The following is a 19049-nucleotide window of genomic DNA, read 5'->3' on the forward strand; positions in this document are numbered from 1 at the left end:
CGGCGAGAGGCCGGACGGGCAAGGACAGGTGATTGAAATGAGCAGCGCGAAGAACTGGACCCCCGGAAGTTGGCGTCACAAGCCGATCCTTCAGGTGCCGGAATATCCGGACGAGGCAAAACTGGCCGAGGCCGAGGCCGCGCTTGCGACCTATCCGCCGCTGGTCTTCGCCGGCGAGGCGCGCCGTCTGAAGAAGGCGCTGGGCGAGGTGGCCGAGGGCCGCGGTTTCCTGCTCCAGGGTGGCGATTGTGCCGAAAGCTTCGCCGAACACGGCGCCGACACGATCCGTGACTTCTTCCGCGCCTTCCTGCAGATGGCCGTGGTGCTGACCTTCGGCGCGCAGCAGCCAGTGGTCAAGGTCGGCCGCATTGCCGGCCAGTTCGCCAAGCCGCGCTCCAGCCCGAACGAGACGATCAACGGGGTGACGCTGCCGAGCTATCGCGGCGACATCATCAACGGCATCGATTTCACCGAGGAAGCCCGCATTCCCGACCCGCAGCGCCAGCTGATGGCCTACCGCCAGTCGGCCGCGACGCTGAACCTGCTGCGCGCCTTTTCGATGGGCGGCTATGCCAATCTGGAAAATGTCCACCAGTGGATGCTGGGCTTCGTGAAGGATTCGCCGCAGGGCGAACGCTATCAGAAGCTCGCCGACCGGCTGTCGGAGACGATGTCGTTCATGCGCGCGATCGGCATCCGCGCGGAAAACAACCACGCGCTGTCGGAGACCGATTTCTTCACCAGCCACGAGGCGCTGCTGCTCGGCTATGAAGAGGCGCTGACCCGCGTCGATTCGACCTCGGGCGACTGGTACGCGACCTCGGGTCACATGATCTGGATCGGCGACCGCACCCGCCAGGCCGACCACGCCCATATCGAATACGCCCGCGGCATCAAGAACCCGCTCGGCCTCAAATGCGGCCCCTCGCTCGCCGAGGACGACCTCTTGCGCCTGATCGATACGGTGAACCCTGAAAACGAGGCCGGCCGGCTGACGCTGATCTGCCGCTTCGGTCACGACAAGGTCGCCGATCATCTGCCGCGCCTGATCCGCGCGGTCGAGCGCGAGGGCCGGAAGGTGGTCTGGTCCTGCGACCCGATGCACGGCAACACGATCACGCTCAATTCCTACAAGACCCGGCCGTTCGAGCGGATTCTCTCGGAGGTCGAGAGCTTCTTCCAGATCCACCGCGCCGAGGGCAGCTATCCGGGCGGCATCCATATCGAGATGACCGGCAAGGACGTGACCGAGTGCACCGGCGGCGCCTGGGCGCTGACCGGCGATGACCTGCACGACCGCTACCACACCCATTGCGACCCGCGCCTCAACGCCGACCAGGCGCTGGAACTCGCCTTCCTGCTCGCCGAGCGGATGAAAACGGCGTATGAGGAAAAGAAGCTCGCGATCAACGAGTGAGGGCTACCAGCTCTTAGGACGCCTCGCCGCATAGCCCCCAATCGATCTCCCCCCTTGAGGGGGAGATGTCGCGAAAGCGACAGAGAGGGGTAAAGGGCGCAAGCCCTAAAAGCCGCAAACACTGTGCTCTCGGAGAGGTTTCACCCCTCTCTGCCCCTGTCGGGGCATCTCCCCCTCAAGGGGGAGATTGGTGGTGCGCGACGTGGTTTTGTGCTTTCCGCCCTTTTCCGGTTTGATTTTTCCCTGAAAACATGGTGTCCATCCCTCGTCGGACCTGAAAGGTGGATTTGCCATGGACAGCATCACAATCGCACTCGCCCAGCTCAACCCGACGGTCGGCGATATCGCCGGCAATCTGGAGAAGTTGAGGGCGGCGCGGCGGACGGCGGCCGACACGGGCGCGGACCTCATCATGTCGACCGAGCTGTTCATCTCCGGCTATCAGCCCGAAGACCTCGTGATGAAGCCGGCCTTCCTCGCCGCCTGTGAGAAGGCGGTGGAGGCGCTTGCGAAGGACACCGCCGATGGCGGTCCCGGTGTGATTGTCGGCTTTCCGCGCCAGGGCGAGGCCGGGCGGCATAATTCGGTCGCGGTGCTCGACGCTGGCGAGATCATCGCGATCCGCGACAAGGTCGACCTGCCGAATTACGGCGAATTCGACGAGAAGCGCGTGTTCGTGCCGGGCGAAATGCCCGGGCCGGTGAACTTTCGCGGCGTCCGCATCGGCATTCCGATCTGCGAGGATATCTGGGGCGAACTCGGCGTCTGCGAGACGCTCGCCGAATCGGGGGCGGAGCTGCTGCTGTCGCCGAACGGCTCGCCCTACTATCGCGGCAAGGTCGATGTCCGCCATCAGGTGGCGCTGCGCCAGGTGATCGAGACCGGCCTGCCGCTGGTCTATCTCAACACGCTCGGCGGTCAGGATGAGCTGGTCTATGACGGCGGCAGTTTCGGCTTCAACGCCGACCGCTCGCTCGCATTCCAGATGCCGCAATTTGCCGAAGAGATCGCGTTCTCCAAGTGGCGACGCGACGCGGATGGCTGGGTCATCGAAACCGGCGAGATGGCGGCATTGCCCGTCGGCGAGGCATCGGATTATCACGCCTGCGTGCTGGGCTTTGCCGATTATGTCAACAAGAACGGCTTCAAGAGCGTGGTGCTCGGCCTTTCCGGCGGCATCGATTCGGCGTTGTGCGCGGCGATCGCCGTCGATGCGCTGGGCGCGGAGCGGGTGCATTGCGTGATGCTGCCCTATCGCTACACCTCTGACGAGTCGCTCAAGGACGCCGCCGATTGCGCCAAGGCGCTCGGCTGCCGCTACGACATCGTCCCGATCGAGGAGCCCGTCACCGGCTTCATGTCCGCGCTTGCCGATATGTTCGAGGGTACGGAAGAAGGGATCACCGAGGAGAACCTGCAAAGCCGCACCCGCGGCACGATCCTGATGGCGATCTCCAACAAGTTCGGCGCGATGGTGGTGACCACCGGCAACAAGTCGGAAATGTCGGTGGGCTACGCGACGCTTTACGGCGACATGAATGGCGGCTTCAACCCGATCAAGGATCTCTACAAGATGCAGGTCTATGGCGTCTCTGCCTGGCGCAACGGTGCGCGGCCGGACGGCATGCTGGGGCCGGAGCGCGATGTGATCCCGCAGAACATCATCGACAAGAAGCCGTCCGCAGAGCTGCGTCCCAACCAGACCGACCAGGATTCGCTGCCGCCCTATCCGGCGCTGGACGATATTCTGGAATGCCTGGTGGAGAAGGAAATGTCGGTCGAGGCGATTGTCGCGCGCGGGCATGATGTTGAAACCGTACACCGCATCGAGCACCTGCTCTATATCGCGGAATACAAGCGTCGCCAGTCCGCGCCGGGCGTGAAGATCACCAAGAAGAATTTCGGCCGCGACCGCCGCTACCCGATCACCAATCGCTTCCGTGACAGGTAAGGCGTGCCATGCGCAGTTCGGTTGAAATCTATGATATCGCAAGCGGGCAGGCGCGCGTCGTGTTCCAGTCCGACGCACTGATCGAGGCGCCGAACTGGTCGCCGGATGGTGGCCATCTGATGGTCAACAGCGATGGCATCATGTATCGGCTGCCGCTTGTCGAGGCGCCGGCGCTGGAGCGCGTCGACACCGGTTTTGCCGTCCAGTGCAACAATGATCACGGAATCTCGCCCGACGGCGCGACCATTGCGATCTCCGACAAATGCGAATTCGGCAAATCGGCGATCTATACCGTTTCGGCCGCCGGCGGCGCGCCGAAACTGGTGACCCAAAACCTGCCCTCCTACTGGCATGGCTGGTCGCCGGATGGCGCGCGCTTTGCCTATTGCGGCATCCGCGACGATGTCTTCGATATCTACACGATCGCTGCTGAAGGCGGCGATGAGCTTCGGCTGACCCATGGTGAGGGCCGCAATGACGGGCCGGACTATTCCTTCGATGGCGAATGGATCTATTTCAATTCCTCGCGCACCGGGCTGATGCAGATCTGGCGCATTCATCCGGACGGCACGGGCCTCGCGCAGATCACGGGCGACGACTACGGAAACTGGTTCCCCCATCCATGCCCGACCAATGACCGCGTCATCCTGATCTCCTACGATCCGGACGTCTTCGATCACCCGCGCGACTGCCAGGTGCGGGTGCGGATGATGGACATGGATGGCGGCAATCTGGAAACCCTGTTCGAGCTTTTCGGCGGGCAAGGCACGATGAATTCGCCGAACTGGTCGCCAAAGGGCGATGCCTTCGCCTTCGTGCGCTATCAGCCTGTCTGAAGTCCTCTCAACCCCCGCCCAAAAACCGCATGTCATCAAGTTGAAATACGACTCTGCTTTTAACTCCTGTGACGGAAACACACGCAGGGCGGGTCGAAGGCATGGAACCCAGGCAATTCAGAACACTGTTCATTTCTGATGTTCATCTCGGCTCCAAGGCCGCGAAGGCGGATTTCCTGCTTGATTTCATGCGTCATCACGAAGCCGACACCATCGTGCTCGTCGGCGATATCATCGATGGCTGGCGGCTGAAGCGGAACTGGTACTGGCCGCAGGTTTTCAACGATGTCGTCCAGAAAATGCTGCGCAAGGCCCGAAAGGGCACGCGCATCATCTATATTCCCGGCAATCACGACGAGTTTCTGCGCAACTTCCCCGGCACTCATTTCGGCGGTGTGGAGGTGGCGGAGCGGATGATCTTCGAGGCCGGAGACGGCAAGAAGTATCTCGTCATCCACGGCGATGAATTCGATGTCGTCGTGCGTCACGCCCGCGTCGTCGCCTATCTCGGCGACTGGGCCTATGATGCCGCAATCGCCATCAACCAGGTTCTCGCCTTCTTCCGCCGCAAGCTGGGGTTGCCCTACTGGTCGTTTTCCGCCTGGGCCAAGCTGCAGGTCAAGCATGCAGTGAACTTCATCGGCGAGTTCCAGCGCGTGGTCGTTGAGGAGGCCCGTCGCAACGAGGTCGATGGCGTCATCTGCGGCCATATCCATCATGCCGTGATCGAGGATATGGACGGGCTGCGCTACATCAATACCGGCGACTGGGTGGAAAGCTGCACGGCCGTGGCCGAGCATTTCGACGGCACATTCGAACTGATTTCCTGGCAGAAAATCGAAACGGTCGGTGAACCTGTCCCGGCTGAACCGGTCGAGGCCGATCTCTCGCCCTTGCTTCTGGCCGCCCGTGACGGGAATCGTGCCGCGTAAGCTTCGTCGAACGCTGCTCCTCACCATTGAAAAGACTTGCAATCTCCGACAGGCCGTGAAAAGCCTAGCAAATGTTATTTGCAGGGTTGCGCCATGGCCCGCGCGCCGGCTTCGAAGGCCGCGTGGCGCGCTGTCCGGTTGGCCGGATCGTGGCGTCCACCCGTTCCAAGAGCGCACGAAACTGGATAATGGCTTTTGCAGAAAGCGGATAATTCCACAGCCTCTCTCACCTTCAAGTCCGGCGAACAGCCGGCGACGCTGTCATTTGAAGGCGACTGGACCGTTCACAACGCCGCAGCGCTCTACGGCGAACTCGACGGCCTTGGCGGCAAGCTGAAAGGCGCCGGCGGCGGCTCCGTGACATTCGATCTCTCCGGCGTCGGTGTTATCGACACGGCGGGCGCCTGGCTGATTCGCGAGGCCGAGGCCAAATGCGGCGATGCCGGTCTTAAAGTCGAAATGCACGGCATGACGGATCGTCTCGGCGAACTGCTCGAGGCTATTCCCGAGGAACTGCCGGAGCCGGAAAAAGCGCCGGCCAGACAGCGGTCGATCGTCCAGCATGTGCTGGAGCCGGTCGGCATTTCCGCGGTGGCAGCCGGACGCGATATCTATACCGGCGTCGGTTTCTTCGGCGCGCTTTTCGTCGGGCTCGGCGAACTGTTTTCGAAACGCGGCGGCGTCAACATGGCCGCGATCACGGCCCAGATCGACAATATGGGCGTGCGCGCCGTGCCGATCATCGCGCTGATGTCGTTCCTGGTCGGCGCGATTATCGCCCAGCAGGGCGCGTTCCAGCTCAGCTATTTCGGCGCCGAGCTGTTCGTGGTCGATCTGGTCGGGATCCTGCAGCTGCGCGAGATCGGCGTGCTGTTGACCGCCATCATGATCGCCGGCCGCTCGGGCAGCGCGATCACCGCCGAAATCGGCGCCATGCGCATGCGCGAGGAAATCGATGCGCTGCGGGTCATGGGGTTCGATCCGATCGCGGTGCTTGTTTTTCCGCGCATGCTGGCGTTGCTCATTGCCTTGCCGCTGCTGACGATCCTGGCCAATTTTGCAGCACTCCTGGGCGCTGCGGTCGTGGTCGATCTCTATGCCGGCATCACCTATGAGACCTTCTTGCAGCGGCTGCAGGAGGCGATCGACCTGCCCGACCTGATTTCCGGTCTTGCCAAGGCCCCGGTGATGGCCGTGATCATTTCGATCGTTGCCGCGCTGGAAGGCATGAAGGTCGGCGGAAGTGCGGAATCGCTCGGTCAGAAGGTCACGGCCTCGGTGGTGAAGTCGATCTTCGTCGTCATTCTCGCCGACGGCATCTTCGCGATCTTCTACGCCGCGATCGATTACTGAGGAGCCGAGGTGGATATCGAACAGCAACCGCAAGACGACGGGGACAAGGTGCTCAGTGTGCGCGACCTCACTGTTGGGTTCGGCGGGCCGACGGTTCTCGAAAACCTCGACCTCGACGTTTATCGCGGTGAAATCCTCGGTTTCGTCGGCGGATCGGGCACCGGCAAATCCGTGCTGATGCGCACCGTCTTGCGGCTGAACCAGCGGCAGGCGGGAACGATCAATATTTTCGGCAAGGATTTCGACCATCTGAGCTACGAGGAGCGGCTGGCGATCGACATGCGTATCGGCGTGCTGTTCCAGCATGGCGCGCTGTTTTCGGGCCTGACCGTGCTTGAGAATGTGCAGGTGCCGATGCGCGAATATCTCGACCTGCCGAAAAAGCTGATGGACGACCTGGCACGGCTGAAGATCGAGATGGTCGGCCTGCGGCCTGAGGCGGCAGACCGCTTCCCGTCGGAACTGTCGGGCGGGATGATCAAGCGTGCCGCCCTTGCCCGCGCGCTGGCGCTCGACCCGGATCTCGTCTTTCTGGACGAGCCAACATCGGGCCTCGACCCGATCGGCGCGGCGGAGTTCGACGAGCTGATCGCCCGGTTGCGTGACACTTTGGGCCTGACGGTCTATATGGTGACCCACGACCTCGACAGCCTGCACGCCGTTTGCGACAGGATCGCGGTGCTGGGCAAGAAGAGAGTTCTTGTCGAGGGAACGCTGGACAAGCTCCTCGCCTTTGACGACCCCTGGGTTCAGAGTTATTTCAGGGGCAAACGATCCCGCGCCATTTTCGGCGCCGGCCAGAATAGCCAATAGCGCGGACGGGCAGTTATGGAAACCAAAGCAAATTATACCGTTGTCGGCTTCTTCGTCCTGCTGGTGCTGGCCGCCGGGGCCGGGTTCATTTTCTGGATGCAGGAATATGGCCGCCAGGGCCCGGTCGCCGAGCTTATCGTGCGCATTCCCGGCTCCGCAAACGGCCTCAGCGTCGGTTCCGCGGTGCGTTTCAACGGCATCCAGGTGGGCTCGATCAAGTCTCTGGAGATCGATCCCGCCGACTCTCGCTATACCATGGCGCGCACCCAGGTGAAGGCGACCACGCCGGTCTACAAGAGCACCAATGCGAAACTGGAGCTCCAGGGCCTGACCGGCACCGGCTATATCGAACTCTCGGCCAATGGCGAGCAGGGCGACAATATTCTGCAGGAATCGCTGCGCACGGACGAGCCGGCGGAGCTGACGGCGGACAAATCGGGCCTCTCCAACCTGCTGACCACCGCCGACCGGATCATGAAGCGTCTCGATGACACCGTCGGCCAGGTGCAGACACTGGTCGATGATGTCAGCACGCCGCTGACCCAGACGGTCAAGAACGTCGACACCTTTACCGGCGCGCTGGCCGACAATTCCGACCAGATCGGGGAGTTCCTCGAATCCATCGGCAGGATGTCCGATACCGTCGACGGGCTCGCCGGACGCCTCGACAAGACGGTGGCCTCGCTTGACGTGCTGATCAAGGCGGTCAATCCGGAGGAAGTGGGCAAAATCGTCAACAATGCTGAGACGATCACGTCCAACGTCGCCGTCGCCTCGAAGAATTTGGATGAGGTCATTACGCAGTTCGGCGATGCAATCGAAAGCTACGCTACGTTCGGAAAAACGGCGCAGGATGTGTTCAAGCAGGTCGATGCGATCGTCACAACGATAGATCCTGAAAAGGTCGGCAGCTCGATCGATGATTTCTCGGTTGTCATGGCGGATGCAAAGTCCGCCGTGGCGTCCGTCAAGGATGTCGCCGATTCGATCAATGCCAAGACCCAGAGCATCGACACCGCGATCGAGAACGTCTCCAACATGTCGGTCAAACTCAACCAGGCCTCGACGCGGGTGAACGAAATCCTGGTGAAGGTCGACGACCTGCTCGGCTCGGACAATGTCGAGTCGTTGTCCGATCAGGCGCGCGATACGCTTGTCGCGGTGAAGCAGGCGGCCGAGACGCTGAATGCCCGGATCGGGCCGATCGCTGCGAATATCGAAAGCTTCTCGGGATCCGGCCTCAGGGATGTGCGCGGTCTCGTCAGCGATACCCGCCGCACGGTGGAAAGTCTCAATCGCACCATCGAATCGATCAGCAATGATCCGCAGCAATTCATATTCGGGTCCGACAGCATGAAGACCTATGACGGACGCAAGCGTTACTGAGCCGCCGGCGAGCAGCGCGGGCGGATGCGGGCTATGGTTGCAATGCGGCAAGCCACTGAAAAAACAAACATGTCAGGTCTTTGCAATCGCCGGCGTATGCCTTAATTCTGACAGATACCAATTCGGCGAGCCCGGGGAAGTTTGGATAAATGCTTTTTGCCGCGATCGATAAAACCGGAGTGAGGCCGCTTCTCGCGCTCGGTCTGCTGGCGGCAGGGCTGAGTGGCTGCGCGTTGCGCCCGGCGCCCGACACCTTCGATCTGTCCGCACAGCCGGTTGTGACCTTCGATAGCCAGAAGGCGCTGCGCTCCCAGCTTCTGGTGCCGACGCCGTCGGCGATCCAGGTGCTCAACAATCGCGGCATCGTCGTGCGTCTCGGCGGCGCGGAACTGCGTTATCTTGCCGGGGCCCAGTGGAGCGACCAGCTTCCCGTTGTGATCCAGGCGCAGCTTGTGGCGGGCCTTGAGAACACCGGCCTGTTTTCCGGCGTCGGCATGCCGGGGCAGGGGCTTGCGATCGACTATCAGGTCGTGGTCGAGGTGCGCGAATTCGCGATCAACGCCGCGGGACCGGGCTCCGCCAATGTCGAGCTCTCGGTCAAGCTGCTGGATGACAGGACCGGCGTGGTGCGGGCGCAGAAGCTGTTTACGGCAAGCGTCCCCGTCAGCGCCGCCGCCTCCAGCAACGTCCTCGTCGCCGCCCTCGACGACGCCTTCTCCAAGGTGCAATCCGAAATCGTAAGCTGGATTGCCGCCACGCTTTAGGCTGGCAATAAGCCGATCTTGGCAGAATGCACTTTCGCGTTTTTTTTGCGAGAGTTCGGCAGCCATCAATCTCTCCCCTTGAGGGAGAGATGCCCCGACAGGGGCAGAGAGGGGTGAACCCTCTCGATAGGTTCGGAGCCTGCGGTTTTTAGGGCTTGCGCCCTTTACCCCTCTCTGTCGCTTTCGCGACATCTCCCCCTCAAGGGGGGAGATTGTGGCTGAGAGATATGGCGGATTGCCGACAGACTGGGGGCGGCTGAACTTCTTCAAAAATGCACTGCGCGTTCGCCCAGAGCGCTTTCAGATCGCGTCGGTCCATTCCAGCAGCGCGGTGGCGACGGCGGGGAGGTCTTCCATGCGGTGGATCACCGTTTCGGCGCCGGCTTCCGTCAGCTTGTCGGCGTGGGTCGGCGTGGTATGCGAGGCGCCGGTGAAGCCGACGACGCGCATGCCGGCGGCCTTGGCGGCGGTGACGCCGTGCACCGAATCCTCGATCACCAGCGTGTTGCGCGGGTTCGCGCCCATTGTCTCCGCGCCATGGAGGTAGATGTCCGGCTTCGGCTTGACCCGGTCGGGGCCGAGGGTTTCGGCGGAAAAGATATTGGGCTCGAAAATATCGAGCTGTCCGGTCTTCTTCAGCATCATGCGGACGCGTTCCGGCGTCGAGTTGGAGCAGATGCAGCGCGGCTCGGAAAGCTGGGCGACGGCCTCGCGCACGCCGGGGATTGGCTGCAGCTCCCGCTTGATCCGCTCATCGAGCTTGACGATTGCAAGGTCGAGAAGGGCGGCGGACAGCGGAATATTGGCTTCGCTTTCGACCGCCAGCAGAATGTTGCGCCAGGTCATGCCGGAAAAGCGTTCGCCGATCTCACCGGCGGTGATCGGATAACCGGCATCGCTCAGAAGCCGCGCTTCGACTTCGGCGGCAAGAATTTCGGAATCGACCAGAACGCCGTCGCAGTCGAAGATGATGAGGTCGTAACGGGCCATTTCGTAGTCCTTAAAAAGAGCGGGCGCGGTGGACATAAACCTGTTCGCGCGCGAGATCAAATCACCGTTCCGTCGCGCGTGTCGATAAAACGCTCCACAAGTGTCTGAAGCGTGGCGGAGAAGAGCGGCATGCCGCCGCTGCGCCAGCCGAGTGCGTTGAGCCGCGTCGTGGTCATGGCGCTGACCGCGCTCTGGTCGGCGTGCGGCGGAAGAGGGCGAGGGGATTGCAGCGCCGCTTTCAGCGGCGCGAGGATGGTGTGGGTGTCGGTGACGATGTCGGAAACATGAAACGCCTTGCCGGAAATTTTCGGGATCGGCGCGTCGAGCAGCGTCAGGATCGCGCCGGCGAGATCGCGACCATGGACCTCGCTGCCAGCCCGGGCGGCGATTTCTTCTCCGGCGGTATAGCGCTCAAACAGATCTTCCCATTTGTTGGGCACAAGGTCGCCGTAAACGCCGGTCGCGCGCAGGTTCACCGGGATGAAGCCGGGGCGGGCGAGGGCGGAAAGCGCCTGCTCGACCTCCCATTTTGCCTTGCCGTAAAGGCTCTGCGGTTGGGGCGGGGTGGTTTCCGGCAGCGGCATGCCGGCCGGATAGCCGTCAAAGACCGCGCGGCTCGACAGGAAGAAGGCATGCTTGACGCCGGCGCGGCATGCTGCCTTGAAAAGCGCGATGCTACCGTCGACATTGGTTCTGAGGAACCCTGCGGGATCGTCGCCTTCGCCGCCGCGATAGCGCCCGGGCGCGTGGGAGAAGGCGGCGTGGATGAAGACGTCGATGCCTTTGAAAAGGTTCTCAGAGGCCGCTCCGCCGAGTTCCAGCGGCGTGAACTTGACCGGCGCGGCGAACAGGCTCGGCGCCGGCGCGGTTCTGCCGGCCACGGTTACATCATGACCGGCCGCAAAGCATTCCTCGACGATGTAGCGCCCGACCAGCCCCGTCCCGCCGCTGACGAGAATGCGTTTCATTTGGGCTTCGTCGGATTTTTGAGCGTGGCGATATCGGGGATGCCGTCGCCGTCGAAATAAGCCCACCAGAGGTCGATCAGCGGCTTCAACTCACCGGCGCGCGGATGGTCATCTTCCCACGGCTTCTCATACTGGTAGTGCAGCACGCCGATATCCGACCAGTTCCACAATTCCGGCATGTTGAACCAGACATATTGCAGCATGTTCATGAACACCGGCAGGCCGTGCCAGTCCGGGAAGAATGCCTGCAGGAAGGTCTGGTCGGTGCGCTTCCAGAAGGCGTCCGGCTGGTCCAGCGCGGTCAGTATGGCGGCAAAGGTCTCGACATCCGGCCGCGCCACGAACACGCCGGAATTCATCCGGTGAAAATCGGCGAGACTTTCATAGACATTGGGGGCCGCGGAAAATTCCGGATAGAAGAACAGCTTGTCTATGTTCTTCAGCACCAGAGCATCGGCATCGATGAACACGGCTGCGTGATATTCGACCAGTTGCCACAGGCGAAGCTTGCAGAAATTGTCGAGCGGGGTGTGGAAGCCGGGCTTGCGTCCCTTGGTGAAGGGCGCCTCGCCATGGATGTTCTTGCGCGCATGGCGCTCGTTGAACGCATCCGACAGCGGCAGGTGATCGACGCCGACCAGCCGGCAGCCGAGATCGGCGAGATGCTTCAATCCTTCCTCGGGCGCGCCGCCGGTATGCAGCACCACGACATCGGCCGGGGTTCCGGTCAAAAAGATCGACCGCGCCAGCGCCAGCGCGCCCATTGCGTAGTCGTTGTTGGTGACCAGCGTGACGAAGGCGAACGGATATTTGGCGTCCACGCTGCGGTGGACGCCTTCATTTGCGGGATCGCTCATGGCCTTACGAGACCGACTTCAGCGACTTGCCTTCCGGATCGCGGTTGATCTTGGTCGCGATATCCTTGGTCCAGGCGGAAACGGCCGGAACGCGTTTGCGATCAACGCGGTAGGCGTATTTCTTCGCAATGTCGACGATCTCGCCGAGCAGGCCTTCCTTGAGCGTGGTCGGGTTGAGGCCGAGCGCCAGGAACTTGTCGTTCTTCACGATCAGGTCGTTTTCCGGCGCTTCCTTGCGCGGGTTCGGCAGCCAGGCGATCTCGACGCCGGACATGTCGGAGATCATCTTCGCCAGATCGCGCACCCGGTGGGTCTCGGTCATCTGGTTGAAGATCTCGACGCGGGCATTCTTCTCCGGCGGATTGTTAAGCGCCAGTTCGATGCAACGCACCGAATCCTGGATGTGGATGAAGGCGCGGGTCTGGCCGCCGACGCCGTGGACGGTCAGTGGATAGCCGATAGCCGCCTGGATCAGGAAGCGGTTCAACACCGTGCCGTAGTCGCCGTCATAGTCGAAGCGGTTGATCAACTGTGTGTGGCGTTTGGTCTGCTCGGTGTGCGTGCCCCAGACGATGCCTTGGTGCAGGTCGGTGATCCTGAGGCCGTCATTCTTGGCGTAGAAGGCGAACAGAAGCTGATCCAGGCACTTGGTCATGTGGTAGATCGAGCCGGGATTCGACGGATACAGGATTTCCTGGGAAACCTTGTCGCCGGAATTGGTGGTGATATCGACCGGCAGATAGCCTTCCGGGATCGCAGCACCCACCGTCGAATAGCCGTAGACGCCCATCGTGCCGAGATGGACGACATGGGCGTCGAGATCGATTTCGACCAGCGCGTTCAGGAGGTTGTGGGTGGCGTTGACGTTGTTGTCGACCGTGTAGTTCTTGTGGCGGTCGGTCTTCATCGAATAGGGCGCGGCGCGCTGCTCGGCGAAATGAATAATCGCGTCCGGGCGCTCCTCGGCGAGCCACTGCTTCAGGATTTCATAATCCTTGGCGAGGTCGATGAGATGGAAATGGATGCGGCGGCCGGTCTCGGCATGCCAGATGCGGGTGCGTTCCTGGATCGAGTCCATCGGCGTCAGCGACTGGACGCCAAGTTCGGTGTCGATCCAGCGGCGCGACAGGTTGTCAACGATGTGAACTTCGTGTCCGGCATCCGACAAATGCAGCGACGTCGGCCAGCCGACAAACCCGTCTCCGCCCATAACTGCGATCTTCATTGAGCCTCTCCGATCCATTTAAGCGATTCATCTCGTGCGTTAAACGCAATCAATATGACATAAATGCAATGGTTTTTTTACGCAATCTGCCGCGAGAAGTGAAACAATCCGCCTCCGCCCCGTGTTGCGACGCGCTATGTTTAAGCCTAGTTATGGCCAAAAATTGATGGATGAGGCGGACATGACCGAAACCGAGAAGCACGGTCTCAGTGGCTGGATGGAAGGCGGGACGCATCACCTGCGCCAGCGGGTCTATTACGAGGACACGGATTTTTCCGGCGTCGTCTATCACGCGCGCTACCTGCATTTCCTCGAACGCGGGCGCACCGATCTGCTGCGCTGCCTTGGCGTGGAGCAGCGGGCGCTGCACACGATCGACGAGGAAGGCCTGGCCTTCGCGGTGCATCACATGGACCTGAAATTCGTGCGTCCGGCGCGGATGGATGATATCCTCGACATCACGACGAAAACCGTGAAGGCGACGGGCGCGCGCATGGTGCTGGAACAGGCGATCCACGCCAATGGGCAGTTGCTGACAACGGCGACGGTGACGGTGGTGGTTATCAACAGGGCCGGGCGCGCGCGCCGCATGCCCGATGATCTGGCCGCCACGCTGCTTGAAGGTCAGTCGAAGTAAACGGGCGCAATAAGCCAAAAGCCCTTGGAATCCGGGCTTGCTAAAACATGAGTATTATGTGAAGGAATTCGCGCCGCCGCGGGAGACGTCTGGTGCGGTCAAAGCCTTGCCTTCAGGGGCTGGCGATAAAATCGTAACCGGACGTTAACCATGTTCGGGTATTCTGCGAAAAGCGGAGTTTTAGGCCGGTTTGCCTAGCTTTCACCATGATTTTCAAGGACAGGAAGCAAAGATGCGAATCCACTTAAATTCCGAGTTGAACACACCAGCGTCTCGCAGGCGGCTCTAACCATATCGCCCGGCTTGCCGGGCCAATCTATTCAGGGACTTCGTCATATGGAACAGCTTGGGTTGGAAGCTACGCACGCCGATGTCGGCCTTCTGGCGCTCTTCTGGCAGGCGGGATTCGTCGTCAAGATCGTGATGCTGGGGCTGATCGCCGCGTCGGTCTGGACCTGGGCGATCGTGATCGAGAAGATCATCGCCTACAACAAGGAACGCCGCGCCTATAATCAGTTCGAGGATGCGTTCTGGTCGGGCACCTCGCTCGAAAAACTCTACAGCAACCTCTCGGACCGCAAGACCAGCGGCATGGCCGCCGTGTTCGTCTCGGCCATGCGCGAGTGGAAAAAATCCTTCGAGCGCGGCGCGCGGGCGCCGATGGGCTTGCAGATGCGCGTCGAAAAGGCGATGGATGTCGCCATCCAGCGCGAATCCGAAAAGCTCGAGGCCCGTCTCGGCTTTCTGGCAAGCGTCGGTTCCGCGGCGCCGTTCATCGGTCTGTTCGGCACGGTCGTCGGCATCATGACCTCGTTCCAGGCGATCGCCGGATCGAAATCGACCAATCTCGCCGTGGTTGCCCCCGGCATTGCCGAGGCGCTGCTTGCAACGGCCATCGGCCTTGTCGCGGCCATTCCCGCCGTTGTTGCCTACAACAAGTTCTCCGCCGATTCCGGCAAGCTTGAGGGCCGCATGGAGGGCTTTGCCGACGAGTTCTCATCCATCCTGTCGCGTCAGATCGACGAAAAGCTGCAGTCGCGTCCGGCTGCCGAATAGCGAGGGGAGAACCAACCAATGGCAATGTCCATGGGAACAGGCGGCAAGACCGGCGGCCGAGGCCGCAGGCGCGCAAGACGCGCCCCCGTCAGCGAAATCAACGTCACGCCTCTGGTCGACGTCATGCTGGTGCTGTTGATCATCTTCATGGTCGCAGCTCCGATGATGACGGTCGGCGTGCCGATCGACCTGCCGGAAACCCAGGCCCAGGCGATGAATTCGGATACCCAGCCGATCACCATCTCGGTCAATCCGGAAGGGCAGATTTTCCTGCAGGAAACCGAGATACCGATCGACGAGGTCGTGCCCAAGCTCGAGGCGATCGCCACCACCGGCTACAATGAGCGCATCTATGTGCGTGGCGACGCCAATGCCGATTACGGCACGGTGATGAAGGTGATGGCCCGCATTTCGGCCGCCGGCTTCAAGAATATCGGTCTCGTCACGCTGCAGGAACAGGATAGCTGATCTTAGCCCATGAAGCGCAGCCTTGCCATTTCATTCCTGTTGCACTGTCTGGTCCTCGGCTGGGCAGTGTTTGTGCTTGGCGCGCCTTCATCGCTTGAAGTGGCCGATGTCGAAGCGCTGCCGGTGACGCTTATACCGGTGGAAGACATTACCCAGGTGCAGCAGGGCGACGAGACGGCGGAGCTTGCCGATATCGCAGCCCCCGTGCCGACCCGGCGGCCGCAGGAGGTCGCCGAGGCGCAGAATGTCGGCGACAACGATGTCGACCTCGAAACCGACACCAACGCGACGCCGGACGATATCGCGCAGGAACAGGCAGCCCTGCCGACGCCTGCCGCCGAGCCGACGCCGGAACCCGCGCCGGTGGAAGAGCCCGCTTCCGAGCCGCCGCCCACGCCGCAACCGGCCGAACGGCCCGAACCCACGCCGGAGCCCGCTCCTGCGCCGGAACCTACCCCCGAGCCTGAGCCCGCGCCGGCCCCGGAGCCGACGCCAGCGCCGGAACCCGCGCCAGCCCCCGAGCCGACGCCTGAGCCGGAGGCAAGCCAGCCGGCTGCGGAGACGCCGCCGGAACCGGAACTGGCCTTCCCCGAGCAGGCGCCGCTTCCCACCCGGCGTCCGCCGGAGCCGGTGTTGCGCGAGACCCGCACCGCCGAGGCGCCGCGGACCGACAGCCAGACGACGGCGTCGACCACGGCCGAGGAAGACGATTTCGACGTGGACCAGATCGCAGCGCTTCTGAACCGCACCGAGGCCACCGGCGGCGGTGCGCAGCGTTCCGAAGCGCCGGCCGCGGCGGGCGCGACCCGCACAACCGGGGGCTCCACGCTCAGCCAGAGCGAGCTTGATGCGCTGCGCGGGCAGATCCAGCGCAACTGGTCCATCCTCGCGGGCCTTGACGGCGCGGACGATGTGCGCATACGCATCCAGATGAAACTCGATCCCTCCGGCGCGATCGTGGGCGCGCCCGAGGTGACTGCCACCGGTGGCAGCGAGAGCGCGCGGCGAATTCTCGCCGGCGGCGCGCGGCGCGCGGTGCTGAAGGCCTCGCCCTTCAGCGGGTTGCCGCGGGAAAAATATGACGCCTGGAGCGAGGTCATCGTGAACTTCGACCCGAGCCAGATGCTTTAACTCTTCATTCGGTGCCGCCTGAGGGCGATCCCCGGCGAACCGGAGCAATCAACGCTGAAAGGCCAGTCCTGTCATGCTTAAAAATTGTCTCGTCTTCCTTTCCGTCGCGTGGGCCGGCATCGCCGTGCTGTTCGTGACGCCCGCCAACGCGCTGGTGGAAATCGATATCTCCAGCGGCAACGTCCAGCCGCTGCCGATCGCGATCACCAATTTCATGTCGGACGATGGTCTCGGCGCGGACATTTCCGGCGTCATCGCCGCCGATCTGAAGCGCTCGGGCCTGTTCAAGCCGGTCGACAGCTCCGCCTTCATCGAGCAGATCAGCAATCCCGACCAGACGCCGCGTTTCGAGGACTGGCAGGTCATCAACGCCGAGGCGCTGGTGGTCGGCCGCGTCACCCGCGAGCCCGATGGCAGGCTTCGCTCCGAATTCCGGCTGTGGGATACCTATGCCGGCCAGCAGATCATCGGCCAGCAGTTCTTCACCCAGCCCGACAATTGGCGGCGCGTCGCCCATATCATCGCCGATTCGATCTATCAGGCGCTGACCGGCGAGCAGGGCTATTTCGATAGCCGCATCGTGTTCGTTTCCGAAAGCGGGCCGAAGACCGACCGCAAGCGTCGCCTCGCGATCATGGATCAGGACGGCTTCAACGTGCGCATGCTCACGGACGGGCAGTACATGGTTCTCACCCCCCGGTTCTCGCCGAACCGGCAGGAGGTCACCTACATGTCCTACGAGAACGACCAGCCGCGCGTCTATCTGCTCCAGCTTGAGACCGGACAGCGCGAGGTCGTCGGCAACTTCCCGGGCATGACCTTCGCGCCGCGGTTCTCTCCGGATGGCCAGCGCATCATCATGAGCCTGCAGCAGGATGGCAACGCCAACATTTACACAATGGACCTGCGCACCCGCTCGACCACGCGGCTGACGAATACCGGCGCCATCGACACCTCACCATCCTATTCGCCCGACGGTAACCGGATCGTGTTTGAAAGCGACCGCGGCGGGCGTCAGCAGCTCTATGTGATGAATGCCGACGGCTCCAACCAGCAGCGGATTTCCTTCGGCGACGGCAGCTATTCGACGCCCGTCTGGTCGCCGCGCGGCGATCTGATCGCGTTTACCAAACAGTCCGGCGGCAAGTTCTCGATCGGGGTGATGAAGCCCGACGGCAGCGGCGAGCGCATTCTGACCACCGGTTTCCACAATGAAGGGCCGACATGGTCGCCGAACGGAAGGGTGCTGATGTTCTTCCGCCAGAATGCCGGCGAGGGCGGTCCACACCTTTATTCGATCGACCTGACGGGTTACAATGAACAGCGCATCCAGACGCCGGATTTCGCATCCGACCCGGCATGGTCGCCGCTGCTGGAGTAGAGCGCAAGGGACAGAATTCGTCCGCGCCGCGATGCGGGCTTGCCTTTAACGTTTCCTTAGCCATTTCCGTTGAGGGGACGTTAACAGTGATTTGCTAGCACTTTGCGGCAAGGTCGGCGGTCTGCGTACCGTCCATAGAGTTGAGTTGTATTTCCGCGTTATCGACCGGGCATCCGGTCCATGTTTTGAACGCTTCTTAAGGAGAGCGGTAATGAGCCGAGCCACGTTTGGGGTTGAAGGCAATGCGAACAAATTCAGGGTGAAGCCCGCAATGGTCGCGCTTTGCGCGGTGCTTGCGCTGGCCGGCTGCGCCAAGGACAACAAGAACAACCTGCCGGGCAGCGGCATGGCGGGCGGCGCCGGCGCATCCTCGGGCATCGCTTCCCCGGGCAGCGTCCAGGACTTCGATCTGAATGTCGGCGACACGGTCTATTTCGAAACCGATTCGGCATCGATCACGCCGATCGCCGCCCAGACGCTCGACAAGCAGGCCCAGTGGCTGCAGCGTTACCAGAACTACGCGATCCGCATCGAAGGCCATGCCGACGAGCGCGGCACCCGCGAATACAACCTCGCGCTCGGCGCCCGCCGCGCCACGGCCACCAAGAACTACCTGGTGTCGCGCGGCATCCCGGCCAATCGCCTGTCGACGATCTCCTACGGCAAGGAACGTCCGGTCGCCGTCTGCGACAACATTTCCTGCTGGTCGCAGAACCGCCGCACCGTCACCGTGCTGACGGGCGCTGGCAGCTGATCGGTCCGAAAGCAGACTTGAAAAACCGGCCTCGCGCCGGTTTTTTTATGTCCGCCGTGCAACAATTCGCGTTTTGATCTAAATATGGCCAGAAACACAGTGTGCGAAGGTTCGAGGCAAAAGGTTTGGG

General features: G+C 62.1%; 18 protein-coding genes. 14 read left to right on the forward strand and 4 right to left on the reverse strand.

What is annotated here, in order from left to right; all coding sequences use genetic code 11:
• The first annotated feature begins 37 nt into the window (after window positions 1–37).
• From K7H91_RS13925 to K7H91_RS13960, 8 genes are all read left to right on the forward strand, one after another.
• A complete protein-coding gene (locus K7H91_RS13925; RefSeq protein ID WP_230720877.1) occupies window positions 38–1417 on the forward strand; it encodes a class II 3-deoxy-7-phosphoheptulonate synthase in 1380 nt (459 codons plus the stop codon).
• Window positions 1418–1709: 292 nt separating this feature from the next.
• Window positions 1710–3368 carry an NAD+ synthase gene (locus K7H91_RS13930; RefSeq protein WP_230720878.1) on the forward strand — a complete coding sequence of 553 codons (1659 nt, stop codon included), beginning with the start codon at window positions 1710–1712 and terminating at the stop codon, window positions 3366–3368.
• A gap of 8 nt (window positions 3369–3376) precedes the next feature.
• Window positions 3377–4204, forward strand: a complete 828-nt coding sequence (locus K7H91_RS13935; protein WP_230720879.1) for a TolB family protein — start codon at window positions 3377–3379, stop codon at window positions 4202–4204.
• A 101-nt stretch (window positions 4205–4305) separates the two neighbouring features.
• Window positions 4306–5136, forward strand: coding sequence for a UDP-2,3-diacylglucosamine diphosphatase (locus K7H91_RS13940; RefSeq protein ID WP_230720880.1), 831 nt, complete (start codon window positions 4306–4308; stop codon window positions 5134–5136).
• Window positions 5137–5331: 195 nt separating this feature from the next.
• Window positions 5332–6489, forward strand: coding sequence for an ABC transporter permease (locus K7H91_RS13945; protein WP_230720881.1), 1158 nt, complete (start codon window positions 5332–5334; stop codon window positions 6487–6489).
• Window positions 6490–6498: 9 nt separating this feature from the next.
• The gene (locus K7H91_RS13950) at window positions 6499–7302 is read left to right on the forward strand and encodes an ABC transporter ATP-binding protein (protein ID WP_230720882.1); all 804 of its coding nucleotides are present in this window, start codon (window positions 6499–6501) and stop codon (window positions 7300–7302) included.
• 15 nt (window positions 7303–7317) lie between these two features.
• Window positions 7318–8688 carry an MlaD family protein gene (locus K7H91_RS13955; protein WP_230720883.1) on the forward strand — a complete coding sequence of 457 codons (1371 nt, stop codon included), beginning with the start codon at window positions 7318–7320 and terminating at the stop codon, window positions 8686–8688.
• 179 nt (window positions 8689–8867) lie between these two features.
• The gene (locus K7H91_RS13960; RefSeq protein WP_230720884.1) at window positions 8868–9452 is read left to right on the forward strand and encodes an ABC-type transport auxiliary lipoprotein family protein; all 585 of its coding nucleotides are present in this window, start codon (window positions 8868–8870) and stop codon (window positions 9450–9452) included.
• Window positions 9453–9752: 300 nt separating this feature from the next.
• Here K7H91_RS13960 and K7H91_RS13965 read toward each other — a convergent pair whose 3' ends face one another.
• The 4 genes from K7H91_RS13965 to K7H91_RS13980 are packed head-to-tail and all read right to left on the reverse strand — an operon-like array spanning window position 9753 to window position 13492.
• Window positions 9753–10442: an HAD family hydrolase gene (locus K7H91_RS13965; protein WP_230720885.1), complete on the reverse strand. Its 690-nt coding sequence runs from the start codon at window positions 10440–10442 to the stop codon at window positions 9753–9755.
• 56 nt (window positions 10443–10498) lie between these two features.
• Window positions 10499–11410, reverse strand: coding sequence for an NAD-dependent epimerase/dehydratase family protein (locus tag K7H91_RS13970; protein WP_230720886.1), 912 nt, complete (start codon window positions 11408–11410; stop codon window positions 10499–10501).
• Window positions 11407–12267 carry a glycosyltransferase gene (locus tag K7H91_RS13975; protein ID WP_230720887.1) on the reverse strand — a complete coding sequence of 287 codons (861 nt, stop codon included), beginning with the start codon at window positions 12265–12267 and terminating at the stop codon, window positions 11407–11409. Before K7H91_RS13975 ends, K7H91_RS13970 begins: the two co-directional genes overlap by 4 nt.
• 4 nt (window positions 12268–12271) lie before the next feature.
• A complete protein-coding gene (locus K7H91_RS13980) occupies window positions 12272–13492 on the reverse strand; it encodes an NAD-dependent epimerase/dehydratase family protein (protein WP_026173273.1) in 1221 nt (406 codons plus the stop codon).
• Between the two features lie 181 nt (window positions 13493–13673).
• On the opposite strand from K7H91_RS13980, the gene ybgC reads away from it, so the two are divergent.
• The 6 genes from ybgC to pal all read left to right on the forward strand — a co-directional run bounded on the left by ybgC (window position 13674) and on the right by pal (window position 18919).
• On the forward strand, window positions 13674–14129 hold the full coding sequence (gene ybgC / locus K7H91_RS13985) for a tol-pal system-associated acyl-CoA thioesterase (protein WP_230720888.1): 456 nt from the start codon (window positions 13674–13676) through the stop codon (window positions 14127–14129).
• Between the two features lie 336 nt (window positions 14130–14465).
• The gene (tolQ, locus tag K7H91_RS13990; RefSeq protein ID WP_230720889.1) at window positions 14466–15185 is read left to right on the forward strand and encodes a protein TolQ; all 720 of its coding nucleotides are present in this window, start codon (window positions 14466–14468) and stop codon (window positions 15183–15185) included.
• An 18-nt stretch (window positions 15186–15203) separates the two neighbouring features.
• Window positions 15204–15653: a protein TolR gene (tolR, locus tag K7H91_RS13995; protein WP_230720890.1), complete on the forward strand. Its 450-nt coding sequence runs from the start codon at window positions 15204–15206 to the stop codon at window positions 15651–15653.
• Window positions 15654–15662: 9 nt separating this feature from the next.
• Window positions 15663–16784, forward strand: coding sequence for a hypothetical protein (locus K7H91_RS14000; protein WP_230720891.1), 1122 nt, complete (start codon window positions 15663–15665; stop codon window positions 16782–16784).
• Window positions 16785–16857: 73 nt separating this feature from the next.
• On the forward strand, window positions 16858–18165 hold the full coding sequence (gene tolB / locus K7H91_RS14005) for a Tol-Pal system beta propeller repeat protein TolB (protein WP_018063652.1): 1308 nt from the start codon (window positions 16858–16860) through the stop codon (window positions 18163–18165).
• 211 nt (window positions 18166–18376) lie between these two features.
• A complete protein-coding gene (gene pal, locus K7H91_RS14010; RefSeq protein WP_230720892.1) occupies window positions 18377–18919 on the forward strand; it encodes a peptidoglycan-associated lipoprotein Pal in 543 nt (180 codons plus the stop codon).
• Window positions 18920–19049: the final 130 nt, after the last annotated feature.

The organism is Martelella mediterranea (assembly GCF_021021415.1).
Taxonomy (GTDB): domain Bacteria; phylum Pseudomonadota; class Alphaproteobacteria; order Rhizobiales; family Rhizobiaceae; genus Martelella; species Martelella mediterranea_C.

Bases quoted from the DNA above. Each gene is read 5' to 3' on its own strand.
- K7H91_RS13925 (WP_230720877.1), top strand. From the start codon at position 38: ATGAGCAGCGCGAAGAACTGGACCCCCGGAAGTTGGCGTCACAAGCCG.
- K7H91_RS13930 (WP_230720878.1), top strand. From the start codon at position 1,710: ATGGACAGCATCACAATCGCACTCGCCCAGCTCAACCCGACGGTCGGC.
- K7H91_RS13935 (WP_230720879.1), top strand. From the start codon at position 3,377: ATGCGCAGTTCGGTTGAAATCTATGATATCGCAAGCGGGCAGGCGCGC.
- K7H91_RS13940 (WP_230720880.1), top strand. From the start codon at position 4,306: ATGGAACCCAGGCAATTCAGAACACTGTTCATTTCTGATGTTCATCTC.
- K7H91_RS13955 (WP_230720883.1), top strand. From the start codon at position 7,318: ATGGAAACCAAAGCAAATTATACCGTTGTCGGCTTCTTCGTCCTGCTG.
- K7H91_RS13965 (WP_230720885.1), bottom strand. From the start codon at position 10,442: ATGGCCCGTTACGACCTCATCATCTTCGACTGCGACGGCGTTCTGGTC.
- K7H91_RS13970 (WP_230720886.1), bottom strand. From the start codon at position 11,410: ATGAAACGCATTCTCGTCAGCGGCGGGACGGGGCTGGTCGGGCGCTAC.
- K7H91_RS13975 (WP_230720887.1), bottom strand. From the start codon at position 12,267: ATGAGCGATCCCGCAAATGAAGGCGTCCACCGCAGCGTGGACGCCAAA.
- K7H91_RS13980 (WP_026173273.1), bottom strand. From the start codon at position 13,492: ATGAAGATCGCAGTTATGGGCGGAGACGGGTTTGTCGGCTGGCCGACG.
- ybgC (WP_230720888.1), top strand. From the start codon at position 13,674: ATGACCGAAACCGAGAAGCACGGTCTCAGTGGCTGGATGGAAGGCGGG.
- tolQ (WP_230720889.1), top strand. From the start codon at position 14,466: ATGGAACAGCTTGGGTTGGAAGCTACGCACGCCGATGTCGGCCTTCTG.
- tolR (WP_230720890.1), top strand. From the start codon at position 15,204: ATGGCAATGTCCATGGGAACAGGCGGCAAGACCGGCGGCCGAGGCCGC.
- K7H91_RS14000 (WP_230720891.1), top strand. From the start codon at position 15,663: ATGAAGCGCAGCCTTGCCATTTCATTCCTGTTGCACTGTCTGGTCCTC.
- tolB (WP_018063652.1), top strand. From the start codon at position 16,858: ATGCTTAAAAATTGTCTCGTCTTCCTTTCCGTCGCGTGGGCCGGCATC.
- pal (WP_230720892.1), top strand. From the start codon at position 18,377: ATGAGCCGAGCCACGTTTGGGGTTGAAGGCAATGCGAACAAATTCAGG.